Annotated in this window: 1 pseudogene; it reads right to left on the bottom strand. The window is 63.4% G+C overall.

From position 1 onward, the window contains the following. Positions 1–1,220, bottom strand: a pseudogene (locus tag ACFLIM_RS50180) (DNA-directed RNA polymerase subunit beta); the annotation flags it as partial. Positions 1,221–1,307: the final 87 nt, after the last annotated feature.

Here is a 1,307-nt window from a genome sequence, read left to right as displayed (position 1 = left end):
ATCGACGCCACGACCGGGCGGATGTTGATCAGGGTCTGCGGCGTGATCGCCTCGACGTCCTGCGTGGTCATCCGCTCGCGGACGACGCGCTCCATACGGGCCAGGCCCAGGCGGACCTGGTTCTGGATGAGCTCGCCGACACTGCGCAGGCGGCGGTTGCCGAAGTGGTCGATGTCGTCGACCTCGACGATCACCTCACCGTTGGCGCCCGGCATCGACTCCTCGCCCGCGTGGAGGCGGACGATGTATTCGATCGTGGCGACGACGTCCTCTTCGGTCAGGGTGCCCTGAGTGATCTCCGAGTCGACCCCGAGCTTCTTGTTGATCTTGTATCGGCCGACCTTGGCCAGGTCGTACCGCTTGGGGTTGAAGTACAGGTTCTCCAGCAGGGTCTGCGCCGACTCCTTGGTCGGCGGCTCACCCGGCCGCAGCTTGCGGTAGATGTCGAGCAGCGCGTCGTCCTGGCCGGCCGTGTGGTCCTTCTCCAGGGTGGCGCGCATCGACTCGTACTGGCCGAAACGCTCGAGAATCTGGTCGCTGGTCCAGCCCAGTGCCTTGAGAAGCACGGTGACGGCCTGCTTGCGCTTGCGGTCGATGCGCACACCGACGCTGTCGCGCTTGTCGATCTCGAACTCCAGCCAGGCACCCCGCGACGGGATGACCTTGCAGCCGTACAGATCCTTGTCCGACGTCTTGTCGACATTACGTTCGAAGTAGACGCCCGGCGAACGGACCAGCTGCGAGACCACGACACGCTCGGTGCCGTTGATGATGAACGTGCCCTTCGGCGTCATGAGCGGGAAATCCCCCATGAACACCGTCTGGCTCTTGATCTCACCGGTGGTGTTATTGATGAACTCCGCCGTCACGAACATCGGGGCGGAGAAGGTCATGTCCTTGTCTTTGCACTCATCGACGGAGTACTTGGGCGGCTCGAACCGGTGGTCGCGGAACGACAAGGACATGGTCCCCGAGAAGTCCTCGATCGGACTGATCTCTTCGAAGATCTCCTCAAGGCCCGACTGGGTCGGGACGTCCTTGCGCCCGGCCTGACGAGCCGCCTCTACCCGGCCCTTCCACTTCTCATTGCCCAGCAGCCAGTCGAACGACTCGGTCTGCAAAGCGAGAAGGTCAGGAACTTCGAGGGGCTCCTGGATACGCGAAAAAGAGACGCGACGGGGACCAGCGGGTACGGCGGAGGCGTTGCGCGAGGCTGCCAACAGATGTCCTTCCGAGGGCTCGCGGCGGACTGACTACACGCACGCCAGACAACCTCGCAACGTGAGCAAGCATCGCGGGTCGTCAAA

Source organism: Nonomuraea marmarensis, assembly GCF_043197025.1.
Classification (GTDB): domain Bacteria; phylum Actinomycetota; class Actinomycetes; order Streptosporangiales; family Streptosporangiaceae; genus Nonomuraea; species Nonomuraea marmarensis.
The sequence above is the reverse complement of the archived record's forward strand: the minus strand, read 5'-3'. Positions and strand labels throughout refer to the sequence as shown.